We start from the raw sequence: 15,965 nt of genomic DNA, 5'->3' as shown, positions 1-15,965 counted from the left end.
TTCAAGCAATCCTCTTCTATGCTTTTGTTTGCCCTGTTCCACTGATGATGGCTTTCGTCGTTGTCAACGCAGGTAAGCCCATAGGTCCCCGCGCGTGGAGTTTCTGCGTGCTGATGCCAACTTCGGCACCATAACCAAACTCTTCACCATCGGTAAACCTTGTAGAAGCATTATGATAAACCGCAGCTGCGTCAATGGATGCAAAAAACAAACGGGCATGATGATCATTCTCTGTCAGAATGCTTTCGGAATGAAACGTACTGTATGTGCTGATATGTGAGATCGCACTGCCAATATCCGGAACGGTTTTCATCGCCACGTCAAGCGACAGATATTCGGTTTTCCAGTCATCCTCATCTGCTTCAATAATCGTCTCCGAGAGCTCTTGAACGTGCCGATCACCGTGAATCGAAACACCTTTTTCTTCGAGAGCCGTGATCAGTTTTTGTCCATTTTCGGCGAGCCATTCTTTATGAACAACAATGGTCTCACACGCGTTACAGACGGAAGGTCGCTGCGTCTTTGCATCAACAGCGACATTAATCGCCATATCAGGATCCGCAGATTCATCAATGTAAACATGGCAATTACCTGCACCTGTTTCAATCACAGGAACAGTCGACTGTTCCACAACGGTCTGAATCAGTTTTTCGCCTCCACGGGGAATCAGCACATCAAGATATCCTCTGGCATGACACATATCCTGAAGTGCCGTTCGGTCAGGGTCGTCGATGAGCTGCACCGTCTCTGCCGGAAACCCCTCATCGACAAGTGCTTCCTGCATTATTTGAACGAGCACCCTGTTTGTATGAAGGGTGGAAGAACTTCCTTTTAACAATGTTGTGTTTCCTGTTTTTAGCGCAAGAGCAGCTGTATCCACTGTCACATTAGGCCTTGCTTCATAAATGATACCGATCACACCGAGTGGGACTGTTACGTGCTTGATATGAAGACCATTGGGACGTATCGTTTCCTCTTTGATCTGAAATAATGGATCCGGAAGCGTCACAAGTTTCTTGAGCATCTCTGACAGAGACGCAATTCGGCCGTGATCGAGTGAAAGCCGGTCTATATATGCCGCAGTCGCACCGTTTTCCCGGCTTCTCTCGACGTCTTTCTGATTGGCTTCAAGGATCAGCTCGCGATTCTTTTCAAGATGACTGCTGATAGAAAGAAGCGCCCGATGCCGCTCTTCCGTTGACGTACGTGATACGTATTTGGCTGCCAGTTTACCCAATGATCCTTTTAACAGCGTTTCATTCATGGATGGTAAAGTCATGTTCAGTCATCCTTTCTCTGTAGGTGTCGTTGACAGATATCCACTCATCCCGATGGATCACAACAGGAGAGGGGCTTTTCATTTTGTGAGTCAGCTGTTGATTCAGTTCGTCTGAACTGAGTCTAACCCGGCCTTTTCCAATGACCGACGCATCGGAGGAACGGACAATCACAGTACTTCCGCTGTTGAAATCTCCTGAGGATCCTAAAATGCCGACAGCAAGTAAACTTTTCCCAGCCGAAAGAAGTGCGTTCACAGCGCCTTCATCAATCGTCAGTTCACCGGACACGGGCGAGTGAAACGCAATCCACTGTTTCTTCGACCGTAAAGGCACCGGCTGATCGGAAATGATGTATGTGCCCGGCCCATCACCGTTGATTGTCGTTTCAACCAGGGAGGGGATGCGCTGATCAAGTTTTCCGATAAACACGCTTGCCCCCATACCCGATGCCTGCAGTGCGGCATGAAGCTTCGCTGCCATACCTCCTGTGCCCTGGCTCGAGCCACCCCTTAAATCAATGTCGGATCGCTTTTCAAGTTCGGAAGCGGTGATCGTGCGAATCCGTTTTGCCGATCGGTCAAGTTTCGGATTTTTATCATAGATCCCGTCCACATCGGTATACAAAATACAATAGTCTGCATGGATAAAGCCGGATACGAGGGAGGCGAGGTGATCATTATCGCCAAATGTCAGCTCATCAATGGACGTCGAATCATTTTCATTAATAATCGGAAGCACTTTTCTTTGCAGCAGTTCAGTCATTGTATTCTGCAAATGATGATAGCTTGCCTCCTGTATAATCTCCTGTTTTGTCAACAGAAGCTGGGCCGAGACGATGCCGCGTTTCATAAACGCTTCCTGATAGGCATTCATCAAAATGGCCTGGCCAACCGATGCCGCAGCCTGCTTGGCCTTTGTCGTTTCGGGTCTGACCGGATAACCGATCCGCTCGTAGCCGGCAGCGATGGCACCTGAAGAGACCAAAATGACCTGGTGGCCCGCCTCCATCGCTTCGCTGACGATCGTCACAACCTGATGCAATTTGTCTTCGGACAAGGCGCCGGATGAAGATGCCAATGAACTGGTTCCTATTTTTATAACGATTTTTGATTTATGCACCGTTCTACAACTCCTTTTAAATAGGGGGGATGTAACTGAGAAAAGCCCCCGCCCAGTGATAACTGCAAGGCGAGGACTTTGGGTATTTTCTGTATTATCAGATAATTCTTTCGCATTGTCAAGCTTTCTTTGAAAATGTTGTGCACGCCTGTAAACTTATGTTAATCTTTATGAAGATGGAGGGATAATTACAATGAAACTGTTCGGGAAAATCGATTTGGATGATATACATAAAACACTTATTGTACTGAGCCTTGTTTTTGGCGTTTCTGCTTTGTTTATGCCCCTTGTCATTATTTTCATTGCACAGGACATACTCTTTCACTCAAGAGAACACTGGTACTTCGGAACACCCGGGGAAGCCTATTTAATTGCCGGAGCGGGGATGCTGACGGTTCCGGCAGTTACGTTGCTCTATTTTTTATTGTCGAAATGGAAATCAGCCGTTGTGAACAGCAATTGGTTTATCAGTTTCGTCCTGCTTGCAGTCGTGATTGCCGGAATCCCCTTCTATCACTTCGGGATTCACACCTATTTCTTTTTAGACGATGATGGGGTACATCAAAATGAATTCAGGGACACCTCCTTATATACCCTTCATTGGGAAGAGGTCGCATATTTTGTCCCGGAACTTCGCTCTGACGGAGGTACGGGTGCTTATGAGACATATCATTTCATCAGTCCCGACAAACAGATCGTGAGCATCCCGTTCAATACAGATATCAGTCAGCTTCGCAGCCGGTTTATCTCACTGATTGAGGAAGGGGACGGTGAAATATTGCGGCCGATGTCACCAGAAGAATTCGAGGAATGGAAGAAGAGCCGGGATATGTAATCCCCGGCTCTTCTTCATCTATGCAAATTCTCCTGATTTTTCGTCAGTTGATCAGTGATTGAAGAGGAGCGGGGATTCTTCCGCCTCTTTGGATCAGTTTATCTGAACCGAACGGATTCACACCAATAACCGGCGCGCGGCCAAGCAGACCGCCGAATTCAACCATTTCGCCTTCTTTTTTACCAGGTACGGGAATCACTCTGACCGCTGTTGTTTTCTTGTTGATCATGCCGATGGCCATTTCGTCGGCAATCAGACCTGACAATGTTGCAGGGGAGACGTCTCCTGTGATCGCGATCATATCAAGCCCGACAGAACATACGCAGGTCATCGCTTCGAGTTTATCTAGAGACAGCGCACCGTCTTCGAGTCCTTTAATCATCCCGTTATCCTCACTGACGGGGATAAACGCGCCACTGAGGCCGCCGACATACGAGCTTGCCATTGCGCCGCCCTTTTTGACGGCATCGTTCATCAGTGCCAGTGCAGCGATCGTCCCGTGCGTACCTACCCGCTCGAGACCGATTTCTTCAAGTATTTCAGCGACACTGTCATTTTGTGCATTTGTCGGTGCGAGGGAGAGGTCCATAATCCCAAAGGGCAGCTCAAGCCTCTCTGCCACAACGCGACCAAGCAGTTCTCCGGCACGTGTGATTTTAAAAACAGTCCGTTTAATGATCTCAGACACCTCGCCCAAATCAGCCTCAGGGTGGCGCTTCAGCGCATTCAGGACAACACCCGGTCCACTGACACCGACATTGATGACGGCTTCACCTTCGCCAGCACCGTGAAATGCTCCGGCCATAAACGGGTTATCTTCTACAGGATTACAGAACACAACAAGCTTGGCACATGCAATACCGTTTGATTCAGCGGTCAGTTCCGCTGCTTCTTTGATGACTTCGCCCATTTTTCTGACTGCATCCATATTGATCCCCGTTGCTGTTGTGGCAACGGAGACAGATCCGCAAACACGGTTCGTTTCACTCAAGGCGCGAGCCAGACTGTCAAGAAGGACCTGATCACCTCTTGTGATCCCTTTGTGCACAAGCGCTGAGTATCCCCCGATAAAATCAACACCAAGATCCTCTGCAGCTTTGTCAAGGGTCTTCGCGAGTTCAACAGCTTCTTCCACCGTTGCCTGACCAAGAAGCTCTGATGCCGGGGTGATCGAGATCCGTTTGTTAATGATCGGCACGCCGTACTCTTTGGAGACCTGATCGGCAGTAGAACGGAGTTCTTTTGCATAGCCGGTTATCTTCTCATACACTTTCCGGTTCATTTCTTTACTGTCTGCATCAATGCAGTCTTTCAGACTGATCCCCATCGTAACGGTACGGATATCCAGGCTTTCCATTTGTACCATTCGGATGGTTTCCTGGATTTCATTCATTGCAATACTCATGTATGTCGACCTCCTGATCGTTAAATGCGGTGCATGGATTTAAAAATGTCTTCTTGCTGCATGTGAATCTGCAGTTTCATCTCTTCACTGACCTGATCAAGATCTTTTTGAAGCTGATCGAGATCCGCTGATTCCTGTAAATCCACAATCATCATCATGGTAAAGAAATCCTGCAGAATGGTCTGACTGATATCGAGAACATTCAGCTGATTCTTCGCAAGAATGGTCGTAACCCTTGCAATTATTCCGACCTGGTCTTTCCCGACAACACTGATTACTGCCCGTTTTTGTTCCATGTTCATCCCTCTTTCAATTCGTAGTATCTTTCTTCAGAGGCGAGACCTCTTTTATGAAGCAAAAGAAAAAGATTGGACGCAAGATCCAATCCCGGAGGAAGACGTGACAGAACACCCCGAACGGTTTCGGGGTCTTTTGCTACGCTTCTGTCCTGATGCCTGAGATTATGAATCCTTCGGCGTCACCTTCGTGAACTCTCCAGAAGTGTCTCCACAGATAGTGTTATCCATCCGCTTCAATGACGATTTATTCAGATAAAGTGATCCTATCAGTTTTTACAGCAACCGTCAACGCTTTGAACAGTTTTTCACAACCATTGAGAGGGAATGTTCAAGAGCGAACGATCGTGATAAAGTAAAGGAAACCATCTTATCCATCAAACAGTGAAGGTGATAATCATGCTCGACCGGTTGCCATTGATCTTATCGGTGATTCTGATCATCCTGACGATGATCTTCATCGTTGCCTATATGACACTCGATGAAGAAACGGAAACCACATGGGCTTACCATGAAAGCGTTGAAGAAGCAGGCTGGAACCCCGAGCAGCTGATTCAGGCCCGGAACTATTACGAATCCATCAACTCTACAGCATTGATGGTCATCCATGAAGGGAAGGTCCTGTTATCATGGGGGGATGTTACCACAAACACAAATGCCCATTCCGTCAGAAAGAGTTTTTTAAGTGCCCTTTACGGCATCGAATGGGAGAAGGGGACCTTTGCTCTTGATGATACGCTGGCTGACTACGACATTGAAGAAGAACCGCCGCTAAGCGGTCTCGAATTGCGTGCCCAGCTTCAGCATCTGCTTTCCTCAACATCCGGTGTATATCTTCCTGCAGGTGAGGAGTCCTGGAATATGCGCCAGGCAAGGCCTGCAAGGGGAACCCGAATACCGGGAAGCTATTATTACTATAATAATTGGGATTTTAATGTACTTGGGAGTATTTATAACGAGCAGACAGAACGTGATCTGTTTGAAGATTTTCATGAACGGATTGCCGTTCCTTTAGGCATGGAAGATTTCAGTCTGGGAAATACCAACTATAAGTATGAAAACAGACGATCTTTGCACCCTTCCTATTTGTTTCGCATGTCTGCGAGAGACTTTGCCCGCTTTGGTCAGCTGTATTTGCAGAATGGGGAATGGGAAGGCGAGCAGATTGTACCGGAGGAATGGATTGAGCTGAGTACGCAGCCTCACGCAGAGGTAGCTTCCAATAATATTTTTGATTACGGCTATTTATGGTGGTCAGCCACAGCAGGCATTTACGAAGAGCTTGGCATGTTTTCTGCAGTTGGACGTTACGGCCAGTCCATTGAGGTCATTCCCGAATATGATCTCGTCTTTGTTCACCGGGTGGATTCGAATCACCATTCCTTCTCAATGACACGGGACAGTGTCAATGATCTGCAGCGGCTTCAACTGCTCCAGCTGATACTGGATGCCAAACGCACTGAATAAACACAAACACCGCCTGACGCACTTCGAATGATGATGTTACGAAGCGGCTGGCGGTGTTTTTTCCGGCTTCCGGTAAGGAATACCGATTTTGCCAATAAAGAGATACCCATAGCTCCATGAGGATAAAACGCGCACCGTCATGATGGACATGCTGAGACTGAAAACAAAGAGGACCATAAAATAAAAACCGTTAAAGGACCATGGAATCCAATTGTCATAAACGTAATCAAAGATAAAGATGTATGCATAGTGCCATAAATAAATGCCGAATGAATAACGGCTGATAAAGACCATAAACGGCCATGGGTACTTCATCCGATTCACCAGGTAAAACAGCAAGAGACTGACGGCTGTTGTCTGAAAGAGAATATCAACCCGTTTGGATGTATTCACGGTCAGAATCTCCGTGTGATAGAGCCAAAGCATCACGACGGTTGTAATAACCGGCAGCATCATGACCCATACACGGTATTTCTTCAACAAACTGAGGAATGTTTCGTAATACGTCCCTGCATAAAAACCAATCATAAAATAAAAGATCCATCCGAACATCGGAATCCAGAAAAAGCGTTCCCAAATATAGAGCACAGCTGCCGAGTCATTCGGCGGAGGAACGAAATTAAAAAATGCAACATAAAGCAAGTTAATCACAAACGCCGTTCCAATAACCTTCAGCGGTTTTAATCGCTTCAGCCAGCCGCTGAAATAATAATGAAACAGATAAAACTGAAAAATGATTAATATAAAATATCCGTGATAGTCACCGACAAAAATATTCATAACGGCTTTTTGACTCCATGTGTCCAAACCCAGATGAAAAAAAGGAAGGGCATAGATCAGGGCCATTGTCAGATACGGCAGAAATATAAACTTAAACCGCTTTGAAAAGAATGAATTGGGAATCGGTTTTTGCCGGTACGAATATGCGATAATAAACTCGGATATAAACACAAACATGGGTGTCCCGAAATTCAGAAGCAGCTGCAGGGAATCAAGTAAGGTAACCTGCATATGCCCCATTGAAACCGCTCCGGTCTGCAGGGCAATAAATATGCTGTGGAGGAGAACGATGCTCAAACAGCCCACGCTCCGAAGAACAAATATTTCTTTAACCAGACCATTTGATTTCACAGTTTCACCTCCTGTATATCACAGTCATTCATTCTACCACTGATCAATATGTCATTGAATCGGTTTGAAGAAGATCAATTGTGTAAAACTGTGTTGCTGAAGGCGCGTATCCGGCTGAATGAAGACTGTTTATCATCACTTTTAATTGAAAGTAGGAACCGTTATGAAGCATAATCAAACCTATCTGATGCTGACTGTTGTCATGATTTTCTGGGGATTGAATGTCGTGGCAGTCAAATATCTTGTGGAACACTTCTCTCCCGTCATGATGCAAGGCATGCGAATTGGAGCTGCGGGACTGGTTCTCATCACGATTTTGTTCCTGATGCATGACATCAGCAAAGTAACAGTAAAGCAGTGGTACTATGTCACAGCAGCCGCTCTGTTTGGTCAGGTGTTGCATCATGCCCTCGTAGCAAGAGGACTGCAGCTGACAACAGCGTCAAACGCCTCGCTGATCCTCGGACTGATCCCCATTACAACAGCTATCCTATCCACCCTTATTTTAAAAGACGCGTTATCGCGACTCCAGTATGGTGGTGTCCTGATCGCCTTATCAGGTGTTTCACTTGTCGTTTTTGAAGGGTCACTGCTAAGGGGTATTCAGATCGCAGAAGGGGATTTGCTGATTTTTGCCGGGATGCTTGTTCAGGCGGTCTCGTTTATCATCATACGCAAAGCAACCCTCGAACTGAACCCAAAGCAAATGACCGGCATGATGCTCTTGATCGGTGCAGCGGTTCTCAGTATTTATGGCTGGTTAACAGAACCGAGAGTAATCCCCGAGTTTCCTCAAGCGTCCATGGCCTGGGGAGTCTTTTTTGCTTCAGCTGTTTTCGCCACAGGGCTTGGCCATCTTATGTACAATATAGCCATACGTAATATCGGTGCTGCACAGTCTGCGGTATTCAACAATCTTGTGCCGTTATTTGCCCTTATTGGTGCAACCTTATTTCTTAACGAATCCGTGACGCTTCGTCACGGCGTCGGATTTCTCCTCATTGTAACCGGTGTACTTCTCGGTACTGGCTACATTGAACAAAAAATCATGAAGAATCGCCAAAGCTTCAGATAGGTCAAGCATCTGGAGCTTTTTTGATTGGATTTTCACCGTTTATTGTAAACGCTTACCAACAAAAGTCCGTCACATAACCTGACAAAAATGATGAATCTGAAAATTCAGACGGTATAATTCGACTTAAGTTCAGCGTCACATTAGCTGACACAAATTTAAGAGGAGTGAGTCAAATGGATGAAATGTTTTTATTGAACAACGTTTGGATTATTGTCGCTTTTACCCTTGTATTGTTGATGCAGGGAGGATTCATTCTTCTTGAAGCAGGTTCAACGCGAATGAAGAATGCCGGACACATAGCAGGGAAGACCATCTTTTCGGTCGGAATTGCTTCACTTGTGTTTTGGGCAGTCGGTTACGGCTTCATCTACGGAGAAGGAAATGCATTTATCGGATTTTCGGACTTTTTCTATGGAGATTTCACTTCTACAGTAGATGGGTTGGCAGGATCGGTTGACTTCATCTTCCAATTGGCCTTTGCAGCCATTGCATTGACCATCGCCTTTGGAGGATTTGCTGAACGTGCGAAGTTGTCGGCGTACATCGTATTTGCAGTCTTGTTCTCAGCGCTGGTTTATCCGGTTGTTGCACACTGGATCTGGGGTGACGGCTGGTTAGCAGGACTTGGTAAGCAGGACTTTGCAGGCTCAACGGTTGTTCACTTAACCGGTGCGATGGCAGCCCTTGCTGCAACGATCATTTTGAAGCCCCGTATTGGCAAATACAATAAAGACGGTTCTTCCAATGATCTTCAGGGTCACAACCAGGTTTACACAGCACTCGGTGTCTTGATCCTTTGGGTTGGTTGGTTCGGTTTTAATGGCGGCAGTACATTAGGTGTAGAAGGAGCCTTCTTCGGATATGTCGCGCTCACCACTCAGCTTGCAGCAGCTGCAGGTGCCCTTGCAGCAATGGGAACCGTCATGATTCTTCGTGGCAAGGCTGATGTTCCAACGATGCTAAACGGGGCACTTGCCGGTCTCGTTGCCATTACTGCTTCGACGGCATTCGTCGCAACATGGGCTGCGGTTGTCATCGGTATCGTCGGTGGTATCCTTGTTTACCTCGCTATGGTATTCTTTGATAAGATGGGTATTGACGATCCGATTTTCGCGCTTTCTGTACATGGTGTTGCAGGTATTTGGGGAACTCTTTCTACCGGTTTCTTTGCCACACCTGCCCTTGCAGAGATGAACGGTGGTTTACCAGGACTGTTCTATGGCGGCGGTGTAACACAGCTTGGAGTTCAGTTCACCGGTGTCGCAGTTTCCGGTATTTATGCCTTCGTTGTGGCATACATCATTCTCAAAGTAATGGACAAGACAATGGGCGGTATCCGCGTATCTGAGGAAGAAGAACTGATGGGACTGGACATCAGTGAACACGGAAGCTATGGGTATCCGGAAAATATTACACCAATGGAAAACAAAGATAAGCAGGAAGGTGCATAAACATGAACACGGAAGCAGATGTCCGATCCACTTACAACAGTTATGAAGCGATCAGACAAGCATGGCTGCCTGAGATCCATCATGCAGATACCCATGCAGGACTGCAAGCTTCCCATCATCATATGCTTTCTGCAGTAATTGAGCTATCCAAACAAGAGCATGAGCGGGCGAGGGGCAAAGCCCCCGCTCCTTTTGCGTTCTTTGTGATGGGAAGTGCCGGAAGAATGGAACAGGCCTCATTCAGTGATCAGGACCACGGATTTGTGTTTCATGGGTCTGTGCAACATCAACCCTATTTTCTTGAATGGGGAAAGCGCATTTCCGATGGACTTGCCACATGCGGTTATCCGTATTGCGACGGAAAAATCATGGCCAGCGAACCTCTTTGGTGTCAGTCCGAATCAGATTGGGGCCATCAGATCAGACAGTGGGTCGAAGAAGACACGTGGGAATCGATCCGCTATTACACAATTTTTCTGGACAGTCGGGCTGTGTTCAGTGATGGCGTTGATTTCCCTGCATTCAAAAAACAGTTGATGCAGAATGCTGCCGAGCAGAATCCGCGGATCATCAGACGATTGGCAGATAATGTGGGGCACCGAAAAAAGGGGAAAGGCATCCTGGGTCAACTTTTCACGGAAACAAAAGGAGATTTCAGGGGGCAGCTTGATTACCGGGAAACGGTGATATTTCCATATGTCCATGCTGCACGCATCTTTGCTGCCCATTTTTCAAATCACCGATGCCGACACACTTAGCAGACTGCATCATTTGACGATCTCTGGAATCGACGCAGAAAACGCACGAGACTGCTTCCAAGAAGCATTATCTTTTCGGCTCCGTCATTTTACGGGTGATTCCAGAAATGCCGCTCATTTTCTCGATCCCGATGCATGGAGTATTGAGGAAAAAAAGAAAGTGAAAAAATGGATGGAAAAAGGGAATCACCTTTTAAATGAAGCCATTACATTTGCCGGCAGGGGGGACCGATCATGAATCCCGTAACTCAACTGATCAGACAACTGTCCGGTATCGTTCAAGGGGGGGACAAGAACAACCCGGCGGGTGCGGCATTTATAAAAGAGGCGGAGAAGGCAGCCAAAGAAAAAATGGACCTTGATATTCCACTTCGCGCTCTGTCAGGAACCGTGTTTGACCTTGAGACCACGGGGTTCTTCCCTCAAAAGCAAGACAGAATTCTCTCGATTGGCGGGGTGAAAATCAAAAACAATGAGATCACGGATGATACGTTTTACAGCTTTGTCTATTACGATCAACCCATATCTGAAACCATCCGGCATTTAACAGGCATTCAGGAAGAAGATGTCCTGAATGCCCCGGCTGAAGCTGATGTATTAACCCGTTTCTTCGCTTTCGCTGAGGATGATCTGTTTATTGCTCACCATGCTGCCCACGAAAAGGGCTTTATGCAGGATGCGTTGTGGCGTTCCTTTCGGGCGACGTTTCAACGGCGTCTTATTGACACGATCTTTTTGACCAAACTGCAACCTGATCTGCGAGACACTGCCGAACTCGAAGCCTGTTGCAGGTACTTTAATATCGAACCGGCAGGCAGGCACCATGCTCTTCATGATGCAAAGCTCGCAGCTGAGCTATGGATCCATTCTGTCAACGTCATGGAGAGCATGGGCATCCATACACTCAAAGATGTGTACCGCGCCCTTTCAAGATAACCGTCAGATGCCTTCTCACAAAAACTCACCGGCCTGAAAAACAGTCGTTCAGTATTTTATCAGAGTGGAGGAAGAGCTTCGCCTGTCTGCGATGTTCTGCCTCGTGAAGATATGTCCGGCGTTTCGGTTTCATTTCCGGTGCGAGATCAATTGCCCTTTCCCATTCTGATCTCTTTAGGGGAAGGGTTTTGATATGCTCAAAAAAACCGGTTCTGTGAAAGACTTTTCGCATTCGTTCATAGCGGTAGTCATGGACAAGCGCCATCAGATAAGTTGCCAAGCCGACTTGAAGGCCGTGAATGAGAGGTTGTTCGGCAGTTTGATCCAAAGCATGCGAAATCATGTGTTCCGATCCGCTGATTGGTGAACTGTTTCCGCTGATCATCGTGGCAATACCGCCCATTGTCATCGAACTGATTAACTCTTTTAAAAAAAGTGTATTGCGGATATCCTGCATCGGCGTACGGATAAAACTGTTGACCCCTTTTTTACTCAGCATTGCAGCAAACGCATGGACGGATGCGGCTCCCTGTCTCTCTTCATAGTACCAGTCATGCATGGCGGTAATATTGGACATCAGGTCTCCTGTACCGGCAAGAATCATCGGGAGAGGTGCATGCTCAATGATATCGAGATCCGCAATGACGCCATATGGAATCGCAGCGGGGACCGTTGTTTTCTTACCATCAACCATCAGAGAGCAGTTACTGGAAGAAAAACCGTCATTCGATGGCGAGGTCGGTATGCTGATAAAGGGGACACGCCTTGAAAAAGCCATATATTTGCCCGCATCAATGACTGCACCTCCGCCCGCTGCAATCAGACAGTCAAAACGATCAAGACGAAAGGCTTCGGAAATAAGGACATGGATATCTTCATTGCCTGTCATTTCAACGGTGGTGACGCTGATACCCTGTTCACTCAAATCCGATGAGATCTTCTCTTCAAGAAATGATTTTGAGAACGCATCAAACAGCACGCCGACTTTGTGGAACTCATTTTCCACGCAATGACCGGACAAGGTTTGCATTGTACCATGTCCGATTTCAAGGATATCCGGTATAGGAATACTCATGCCGGAATGACTCATGTGGATTCGGGCCACCCTTCTTCATCGAGAATCCGTTCGATGTCACTGAAGGATTCAACGGCTCTGAATGGTGTATGCTGCTCTTTAAGGATATCGATAAGCGCATCTCTCGCAAACATCTGATCCGCTTCTTTCGCAGGATGAGAGTCGGGTTCACTGTCACCATAGTAAAACAGGTAATCATACGTTTCCCGGAGATGCTGCATCACTTTCTGCTTATCAATGCCGTATCGCTCAGAATAAAACGGACCGGCCGGATCAATGTCCAAATGAATATTCCGATCCTGATAATAGCCCGGATTCGAAATCACTTCCACATCCGGAAAGTTTCGTCTGTTCAGAAGGTAACGGATGTAATAATCGGTTCCGGCGCTCAGTATTTTAAAATCCCCGCCTTTTTCATACACTTTGTGAATAAAAGGGATGACGCTGTTATCAAGCGGGATCAAATCGATGTCGTCTTGTATCACCGCTTCTTCCTGATGAATGGATGAGAATACGGTTTTGAGGAACTCAATGTCTTTCATTTCGCCCGCTTTCCATTTATGAAACAGCTCTTCACCTTCAGGATAGTAAGTTTCAATAATAATCCAGTAAAAATCCTTTTTTGAAATGGTGCCGTCAAAGTCTGAGATAAAAGCCCATTTTACCATTTGATTAATCACTCCAGTCTTCATTTCTTGGTACTCATTCAGTTTATCACAACCAATGGACTTTATTTAACGATTGTCTTTCCAATCTCACGTCTGATATGATATGATTAATCTCAAAATTCAGAATCTAAGCAGGAAAGGAACATGACGATGAGTAAAACACTGACTGACGCATTACCGGTAAGAGACATTCTGATCGCTCATCAGAATTTAAAAGACGTTGTCGTCAACACGCCTCTCCAGCGCGATCCGATCCTTTCGGAAAAGTACGAGGCCAATATATACTTGAAACGGGAGGACCTGCAGGTTGTCCGCTCGTTTAAACTTCGCGGTGCCTATCACTTTATGATGTCCCTGTCTGATCAGGAACTCCAGCAGGGGGTCGTCTGTGCGAGTGCAGGTAACCATGCACAAGGTGTGGCTTATGCGTGCAAAGCGCTCGGCGTTCGGGGAAAGATTTTTATGCCGACGACGACGCCAAGACAAAAAGTATCCAGGGTTGAATTCTTCGGTGAACCTTATGTGGAAGTCATCCTGCACGGAGATACGTTCGATGACGCCTTTGAAGCTGCGATGAAGGTCTGTAATGAACACGAGATGACCTTTATCCATCCCTTTGACGACCTTCGTACCATTGCAGGTCAGGGGACCGTCGGCATGGAAATCCTCGAGGGGATGGATGAACCGGTTTCCCACGTCTTTATGAGTGTCGGGGGTGGCGGACTGATCTCAGGTGTCGGTTCCTATATTAAAAACATCAGCCCTGACACGAAAGTGGTCGGAGTTGAACCTTCCGGCGCCCCGAGTATGAAGACCTCCTTTGAAGCAGGCTCCGTACAAAAACTTGAGGAGATCAATAAATTTGTCGATGGCGCTTCCGTGAAATCCGTCGGTGAAATCACCTTTCAGATTGCCCAGCGTGTTGTTGATGACATCGTTCTCGTTGATGAGGGGGAAGTCTGCTCCACGATTCTCAGTCTTTATAATGAGCAGGCCATTGTCGCGGAGCCGGCAGGAGCGCTCGCCGTATCCGCCCTCGAACACCGACGCCACGAGATCAAAGGGAAGACCGTTGTCTGTATCGTGAGCGGCGGGAATAATGACATTGACCGTATGCAGGAAATTAAAGAACGTTCCCTGATTTACGATGGATACAAACACTACTTTATCGTTGACTTCCCGCAACGCGCCGGCGCACTCAGACAGTTTCTCACGAATGTCCTCGGTGAAAATGATGACATCACACGGTTCGAATACACGAAGAAAAATGATCGTGACAAAGGACCGGTTCTCGTCGGGATTGAGTTGAAGTATAAAGAAGACTATCATCCCCTCGTCCATCGAATGGAAAAACACGGGTTCAGTTATATCGAAATCAACAAAGACCAGAAGCTGTTTAATCTGCTGATTTAAATAAACATATCTGATCAAGGACGCAAATGCGTCCTTTTTCTTTTGGGCGTATAAGTGTATAATCAACTGCATCAGACCATAAAGGGGACAGCAAAACATGCGTGAACAGAAAACAGTACTGCCGGGGATCATTACCGAGTGCCTGGTGGAAAAAGGGATTGAAACGGGGTATGTTCTTCGTAAAGAAGGCATGAAGATCCTGATTCATAAAGATGAAACAAAGGGGACGATTAAGCGGGGAGAACCGATTACCGTCTTTCTTTATGAGAATAAAGCCGGGGACATGGAAGCGACCATGAAGATCCCTGAGATCACGATGGATCAGTACGGATGGGCAGAAGTGACCCATGTGCATCCGAGAGCTGGCGTCTTTGTGCACATCGGATTAAAGAAAGATGTTCTAGTCTCGAAAGATGAACTCCCTGAAGAACGGTCTTTATGGCCTCACGCAAAGGATATGCTCTACGTGATCCTGAGCCATGACCGGCACGAGCGCCTCGTTGCAAAACCGGTGAGAGAGGATACGGTACAAAGTGAGCGTCTTTCGGCTCCGACTTCTCTGAAGCAACAGGAAGTGACAGGGAACGTCTATCGCTTCCTCGAAGAATCCACTTTGTTTGTGACAGATGAAGGCTACAGAGGTTTTATCCAGCATGAGTTGTCACCCAAACCGCTGAGACTCGGCCAGACGGTCACCGGAAGGGTGATCGACATTGAAGAGGATGGGAGTATCAAACTGAGTCTGCTGCCGATCGTGACGGAGAGGCAATCAGCGGATGCGGATGCCATTGTGACTCATCTGAAGAAGCGCAAAGGGAAAATGCCGCTGACGGATCAGTCGCCGCCCGATTTGATCAAATCGACGCTTGGACTCAGCAAAGCCGCATTTAAACGGGCGATGGGCAAACTTTTGAAAGAAAAGAAAGTCAAACAGGAAGATGGTTTCACTTTCCTGATTGATGAAGAAGAATAATGCTCTGGATCTGACGGATTGCCGCCAGATCCTTTTCTTTTAAATCACTTACACTTTCGAACCTGGATTAGAAGTGTCCTCTT

15 protein-coding genes and 1 riboswitch are annotated in these 15,965 nt (G+C 46.9%); of the genes, 8 read left to right on the top strand and 7 right to left on the bottom strand.

Annotated elements, in window-relative coordinates:
• Positions 1 to 16: 16 nt before the first annotated feature.
• Together BSEL_RS09960 and proB are read right to left on the bottom strand one after the other, a co-directional pair.
• Positions 17 to 1,279 carry a glutamate-5-semialdehyde dehydrogenase gene (locus tag BSEL_RS09960; RefSeq protein WP_013172873.1) on the bottom strand — a complete coding sequence of 421 codons (1,263 nt, stop codon included), beginning with the start codon at positions 1,277 to 1,279 and terminating at the stop codon, positions 17 to 19.
• Entirely contained in the window at positions 1,257 to 2,399 is a 1,143-nt protein-coding gene (proB, locus tag BSEL_RS09955; RefSeq protein WP_013172872.1) for a glutamate 5-kinase, read from the bottom strand. The genes BSEL_RS09960 and proB overlap by 23 nt, the downstream gene beginning before the upstream one ends.
• A gap of 193 nt (positions 2,400 to 2,592) precedes the next feature.
• Between proB and BSEL_RS09950 the strand changes: the two genes are divergently transcribed.
• Complete coding sequence (locus BSEL_RS09950) at positions 2,593 to 3,234, top strand: hypothetical protein (RefSeq protein ID WP_013172871.1); 642 nt, start codon at positions 2,593 to 2,595, stop codon at positions 3,232 to 3,234.
• Between the two features lie 43 nt (positions 3,235 to 3,277).
• On the opposite strand, the gene BSEL_RS09945 is transcribed toward BSEL_RS09950, so the two are convergent.
• Together BSEL_RS09945 and BSEL_RS09940 are read right to left on the bottom strand one after the other, a co-directional pair.
• A complete protein-coding gene (locus BSEL_RS09945) occupies positions 3,278 to 4,639 on the bottom strand; it encodes a PFL family protein (RefSeq protein WP_013172870.1) in 1,362 nt (453 codons plus the stop codon).
• A gap of 20 nt (positions 4,640 to 4,659) precedes the next feature.
• Complete coding sequence (locus BSEL_RS09940; RefSeq protein WP_013172869.1) at positions 4,660 to 4,935, bottom strand: ACT domain-containing protein; 276 nt, start codon at positions 4,933 to 4,935, stop codon at positions 4,660 to 4,662.
• A gap of 137 nt (positions 4,936 to 5,072) precedes the next feature.
• A riboswitch (glycine riboswitch) is annotated at positions 5,073 to 5,148 on the bottom strand.
• Between the two features lie 186 nt (positions 5,149 to 5,334).
• Here BSEL_RS09940 and BSEL_RS09935 point away from each other — a divergent pair.
• Positions 5,335 to 6,402 carry a serine hydrolase domain-containing protein gene (locus BSEL_RS09935; RefSeq protein ID WP_013172868.1) on the top strand — a complete coding sequence of 356 codons (1,068 nt, stop codon included), beginning with the start codon at positions 5,335 to 5,337 and terminating at the stop codon, positions 6,400 to 6,402.
• 36 nt (positions 6,403 to 6,438) lie between these two features.
• Here BSEL_RS09935 and BSEL_RS09930 read toward each other — a convergent pair whose 3' ends face one another.
• A complete protein-coding gene (locus BSEL_RS09930; protein ID WP_013172867.1) occupies positions 6,439 to 7,533 on the bottom strand; it encodes an acyltransferase family protein in 1,095 nt (364 codons plus the stop codon).
• 163 nt (positions 7,534 to 7,696) lie between these two features.
• Between BSEL_RS09930 and BSEL_RS09925 the strand changes: the two genes are divergently transcribed.
• The 4 genes from BSEL_RS09925 (at position 7,697) to BSEL_RS09905 (ending at position 11,753) form a co-directional block, all read left to right on the top strand.
• Positions 7,697 to 8,608, top strand: coding sequence for a DMT family transporter (locus tag BSEL_RS09925; RefSeq protein ID WP_013172866.1), 912 nt, complete (start codon positions 7,697 to 7,699; stop codon positions 8,606 to 8,608).
• A 173-nt stretch (positions 8,609 to 8,781) separates the two neighbouring features.
• Positions 8,782 to 10,059 (top strand): ammonium transporter, encoded by a 1,278-nt coding sequence (locus tag BSEL_RS09920; protein WP_013172865.1) that lies wholly within the window; start codon positions 8,782 to 8,784, stop codon positions 10,057 to 10,059.
• A 2-nt stretch (positions 10,060 to 10,061) separates the two neighbouring features.
• On the top strand, positions 10,062 to 10,817 hold the full coding sequence (locus BSEL_RS09915; protein WP_013172864.1) for a DUF294 nucleotidyltransferase-like domain-containing protein: 756 nt from the start codon (positions 10,062 to 10,064) through the stop codon (positions 10,815 to 10,817).
• Between the two features lie 234 nt (positions 10,818 to 11,051).
• The gene (locus BSEL_RS09905; RefSeq protein WP_013172863.1) at positions 11,052 to 11,753 is read left to right on the top strand and encodes an exonuclease domain-containing protein; all 702 of its coding nucleotides are present in this window, start codon (positions 11,052 to 11,054) and stop codon (positions 11,751 to 11,753) included.
• Positions 11,754 to 11,778: 25 nt separating this feature from the next.
• Here the strand turns inward: BSEL_RS09905 and BSEL_RS09900 are convergent, their stop codons facing one another.
• A complete protein-coding gene (locus tag BSEL_RS09900; protein WP_013172862.1) occupies positions 11,779 to 12,843 on the bottom strand; it encodes an iron-containing alcohol dehydrogenase family protein in 1,065 nt (354 codons plus the stop codon).
• Positions 12,840 to 13,496, bottom strand: coding sequence for an MtnX-like HAD-IB family phosphatase (locus BSEL_RS09895; protein ID WP_013172861.1), 657 nt, complete (start codon positions 13,494 to 13,496; stop codon positions 12,840 to 12,842). Before BSEL_RS09895 ends, BSEL_RS09900 begins: the two co-directional genes overlap by 4 nt.
• A 144-nt stretch (positions 13,497 to 13,640) precedes the next feature.
• On the opposite strand from BSEL_RS09895, the gene ilvA reads away from it, so the two are divergent.
• The gene (ilvA, locus tag BSEL_RS09890; RefSeq protein ID WP_013172860.1) at positions 13,641 to 14,909 is read left to right on the top strand and encodes a threonine ammonia-lyase IlvA; all 1,269 of its coding nucleotides are present in this window, start codon (positions 13,641 to 13,643) and stop codon (positions 14,907 to 14,909) included.
• Between the two features lie 97 nt (positions 14,910 to 15,006).
• Positions 15,007 to 15,882, top strand: a complete 876-nt coding sequence (locus BSEL_RS09885; protein ID WP_013172859.1) for a S1-like domain-containing RNA-binding protein — start codon at positions 15,007 to 15,009, stop codon at positions 15,880 to 15,882.
• Positions 15,883 to 15,965 lie beyond the last annotated feature (83 nt).

The organism is [Bacillus] selenitireducens MLS10 (assembly GCF_000093085.1).
Taxonomy (GTDB): Bacteria; Bacillota; Bacilli; order Bacillales; family Salisediminibacteriaceae; genus Salisediminibacterium; species Salisediminibacterium selenitireducens.
The sequence above is the reverse complement of the archived record's forward strand: the minus strand, read 5'-3'. Positions and strand labels throughout refer to the sequence as shown.

Excerpts from the sequence above, each read along its gene's own strand:
- BSEL_RS09905 (WP_013172863.1), top strand. The coding sequence starts at position 11,052 with ATGAATCCCGTAACTCAACTGATCAGACAACTGTCCGGTATCGTTCAA.
- BSEL_RS09960 (WP_013172873.1), bottom strand. The coding sequence starts at position 1,279 with ATGACTTTACCATCCATGAATGAAACGCTGTTAAAAGGATCATTGGGT.
- BSEL_RS09940 (WP_013172869.1), bottom strand. The coding sequence starts at position 4,935 with ATGGAACAAAAACGGGCAGTAATCAGTGTTGTCGGGAAAGACCAGGTC.
- BSEL_RS09915 (WP_013172864.1), top strand. The coding sequence starts at position 10,062 with ATGAACACGGAAGCAGATGTCCGATCCACTTACAACAGTTATGAAGCG.
- BSEL_RS09895 (WP_013172861.1), bottom strand. The coding sequence starts at position 13,496 with ATGGTAAAATGGGCTTTTATCTCAGACTTTGACGGCACCATTTCAAAA.
- BSEL_RS09945 (WP_013172870.1), bottom strand. The coding sequence starts at position 4,639 with ATGAGTATTGCAATGAATGAAATCCAGGAAACCATCCGAATGGTACAA.
- BSEL_RS09900 (WP_013172862.1), bottom strand. The coding sequence starts at position 12,843 with ATGAGTCATTCCGGCATGAGTATTCCTATACCGGATATCCTTGAAATC.
- BSEL_RS09920 (WP_013172865.1), top strand. The coding sequence starts at position 8,782 with ATGGATGAAATGTTTTTATTGAACAACGTTTGGATTATTGTCGCTTTT.
- BSEL_RS09950 (WP_013172871.1), top strand. The coding sequence starts at position 2,593 with ATGAAACTGTTCGGGAAAATCGATTTGGATGATATACATAAAACACTT.
- BSEL_RS09885 (WP_013172859.1), top strand. The coding sequence starts at position 15,007 with ATGCGTGAACAGAAAACAGTACTGCCGGGGATCATTACCGAGTGCCTG.
- BSEL_RS09935 (WP_013172868.1), top strand. The coding sequence starts at position 5,335 with ATGCTCGACCGGTTGCCATTGATCTTATCGGTGATTCTGATCATCCTG.
- ilvA (WP_013172860.1), top strand. The coding sequence starts at position 13,641 with ATGACGATGAGTAAAACACTGACTGACGCATTACCGGTAAGAGACATT.
- BSEL_RS09925 (WP_013172866.1), top strand. The coding sequence starts at position 7,697 with ATGAAGCATAATCAAACCTATCTGATGCTGACTGTTGTCATGATTTTC.